The 2,756-nt window shown below is 73.2% G+C and carries 4 protein-coding genes; 1 reads left to right on the top strand and 3 read right to left on the bottom strand.

Annotated elements, in window-relative coordinates:
- Positions 1–63 precede the first annotated feature (63 nt).
- The 3 genes from AC2CJA_RS25885 to AC2CJA_RS25875 all read right to left on the bottom strand — a co-directional run bounded on the left by AC2CJA_RS25885 (position 64) and on the right by AC2CJA_RS25875 (position 1,536).
- A complete protein-coding gene (locus tag AC2CJA_RS25885; RefSeq protein ID WP_093661275.1) occupies positions 64–291 on the bottom strand; it encodes a DUF3107 domain-containing protein in 228 nt (75 codons plus the stop codon).
- Between the two features lie 174 nt (positions 292–465).
- The gene (locus tag AC2CJA_RS25880) at positions 466–1,092 is read right to left on the bottom strand and encodes a TetR/AcrR family transcriptional regulator (protein WP_484605095.1); all 627 of its coding nucleotides are present in this window, start codon (positions 1,090–1,092) and stop codon (positions 466–468) included.
- 201 nt (positions 1,093–1,293) lie between these two features.
- Entirely contained in the window at positions 1,294–1,536 is a 243-nt protein-coding gene (locus tag AC2CJA_RS25875) for a hypothetical protein (protein ID WP_484605094.1), read from the bottom strand.
- A gap of 122 nt (positions 1,537–1,658) precedes the next feature.
- On the opposite strand from AC2CJA_RS25875, the gene AC2CJA_RS25870 reads away from it, so the two are divergent.
- Positions 1,659–2,624: an alpha/beta fold hydrolase gene (locus tag AC2CJA_RS25870; RefSeq protein ID WP_484605093.1), complete on the top strand. Its 966-nt coding sequence runs from the start codon at positions 1,659–1,661 to the stop codon at positions 2,622–2,624.
- Positions 2,625–2,756: the final 132 nt, after the last annotated feature.

The raw sequence follows: 2,756 nt of genomic DNA, 5'->3' as shown, positions 1-2,756 counted from the left end.
CGCCCCCCCCCCCCCCCCCCCCCGATCCACCCCCGGTGGACCCGCGGAGCCCTGCGCGGAGTCCTACAGAGCCCCGAAGCCCACCTTGCGGCCGCTGGGCTCGCCGATGTCCACGTAGGCCAGCCGGTCGGCCGGGACGACCACCCGGCGACCGTGCTCGTCCACCAGGCTGAGCAGCTGCGACTTGCCGGTCAGCGCCTCGGCGACGGTGCGCTCGATCTCCTCGGCCGTCTGCCCGCTCTCCAGAACGATCTCGCGGGGCGCGTGCTGCACGCCGATCTTGACCTCCACGGCTATGTCCCTTCCGAACGGTTGGTGATTCTCCCTGGCTGAGCCGGGGCGGGGTGCGCGGGCGGGCCGCGCCGTCATGTCAGCAACATTAGCCCTCGCGGAGGCGGTGAACCGCTCGCGACCGCACGCCGACAGCGAACACCGCGTGGCGGCGCGACGGAGGGCGGCCGGGCCTCAGCCGTGCATCGGGAAGCCCGCGATGCCCCGCCAGGAGAGCGAGGAGATGAGCTTGGTGGCGGTGTCGCGAGGGATCTCCTGCCCGGCGCTCAGCCAGTACCGGGCGGTGATCTGCGCCATGCCGCACAGGCCGACGGCCAGCAGCATCGCCTGGTCCGGGGGCAGGTCGGTGTCCTCGGAGATCACCTCGCTGACCGCCTCGGCGCAGTCCAGGCTCACCTTGTCCACACGGTTGCGCACCGCGGGCTCGTTGGTCAGGTCGGACTCGAAGACCAGCCGGAAGGCCCCGCCCTCGTCCTCCACGTACGCGAAGTAGGCGTCCATCGTCGCCGCGACCCGGTGCTTGTTGTCCGAGGTCGAGGCCAGTGCCGCGCGCACCGACCGGACCAGCGCCTCGCAGTGCTGGTCGAGCAGGGCCAGGTACAGGTCGAGCTTGCCGGGGAAGTGCTGGTACAGCACCGGCTTGCTGACGCCCGCGCGCTCGGCGATGTCGTCCATGGCCGCGGCGTGGTAGCCCTGGGCGACGAACACCTCCTGTGCCGCACCGAGCAACTGGTTGCGTCGGGCCCGGCGTGGCAGCCGTGTGCCACGCGGGCGTGCCTCGGTCTGCTCGATGGCTGTCACGCTCGCCTCCTGGGGTCTCCCTGGAACGCCTCCCGGGCAGGGCCCGGACCGAGCCCCGGGGTTTGGGGCCCGGGGAATCCGGAGAGAGGTCGTCGGTCTTCCGCGCGCGGGTGCGCTGCGTCCGCCATCGTACTTTTGGGTAAACGACCTGTGCGTCCGGCGGGCACGGAAATCCGCGCCTCGAACGCGGGATGTGGCGGTTCAGCGGTAATCGTCCTCGTCCAGTTCGACGACGCGCGCCTGTTCGGCGGCGTCCGCGGGGTTCACCTCCGGCGAGCCGGCGGCCGGCAGTCCCGTGTCCGTGCGGGGCAGGACCTCCGCGTGCTGTTCGGCCGCGTCGGCCTCGGGAGCCTCGACTCCGAACCGCTCGGCCGCGGGCCTCTCGTCCTCGTTCTCGTTCTCGAACCGGTCGAAGGTGTCGGGGTCGGTGGGGTCAACAGACATGACGATCCCCTTTCCAGGCCGAAGGGGTTCCACACGAGCCCAGGGGAGGGGAATCGCGGAGGCCGGGAAGGTGTGACCCCGGACACGTGGGAGCGGCGGTGATCGTCTCGTAACATTGCCCCATGTCATCGACCGAGCAGCCGCAGACGGCGGCCCCGTTCGAGGTCCCTCCCTCGGGCCGGTCGCGCGCCGGGAGGGGCGAGACGCACAGATCCGTGTCGCTGCCCGGCCTGACGCTGTCGGTGCGCGGCCGGCCGGCCCGGTGCGAGGGGCTGCCCGCCGCGCTGTACGTCCACGGTCTGGGCGGGTCCTCCCTCAACTGGTCCCCGCTGATGCTGGAGCTGGCCGACGCGGTCGACGGCGAGGCGGTCGACCTGCCGGGCTTCGGCCACTCGCCGCCGCCCGACAACGGCGACTACTCGGTCTCCGGGCACGCGCGCGCCGTCATCCGCTACCTCGACGTCTCCGGGCGCGGGCCGGTGCACCTGTTCGGCAACTCCCTGGGCGGCGCGGTCGCCACCCGGATCGCGGCGATCCGGCCGGACCTGGTGCGCACCCTCACCCTCGTCTCGCCCGCCCTGCCCGAACTGCGTCCGCAGCGCACCGCGGTTCCCACCGCGCTGCTGGCGGTCCCCGGGGCGACCAGGCTCTTCGGGCGGATGACCCGTCACTGGACGGCCGAGCGGCGCACCCGGGAGCTGCTGGCGCTGTGCTACGGCGATCCGGCGGCGGTGTCGCGGGAGGAGTTCGAGGCGGCGGTGGCGGAGTACGAGCGCCGCCTGGCGCTGCCGTACTTCTGGGACTCGCTCTCCCGGTCGGCGCGCGGCCTGGTGAACGCCTACACTCTCGGCGGCCAGCACGCGCTGTGGCGCCAGGCCGAGCGGGTGTCGGCGCCGACACTGCTGGTCTACGGCGGACGGGATCTGCTGGTCTCGTTCCGCATGGCGCGCAGGGCGGCCGCCGCGTTCCGCGAATCGCGGCTGCTGGCGCTTCCCGACGCCGGGCACGTCGCGATGATGGAATATCCCGGGGCGGTGGGGAGCGCCTTCCGGGATCTGCTGGGAGAAACCGATACGGGCAGGGGTTGACGAGTCGTGGGACGTCACAGTCGCCGGGGCCGGCCGGGCAGCGGCAAGTCGGCGGCCACGGCCGCCGGACAGCGGACGGCGACCCGGACGGCGGCCCCGGAGGAGGCCCCGCGCCCCCGCCCGGCACCGGCC

It is taken from the genome of Streptomyces sp. ATLC9, assembly GCF_057196705.1.
This window is presented reverse-complemented; position numbering and strand designations above follow the sequence as displayed.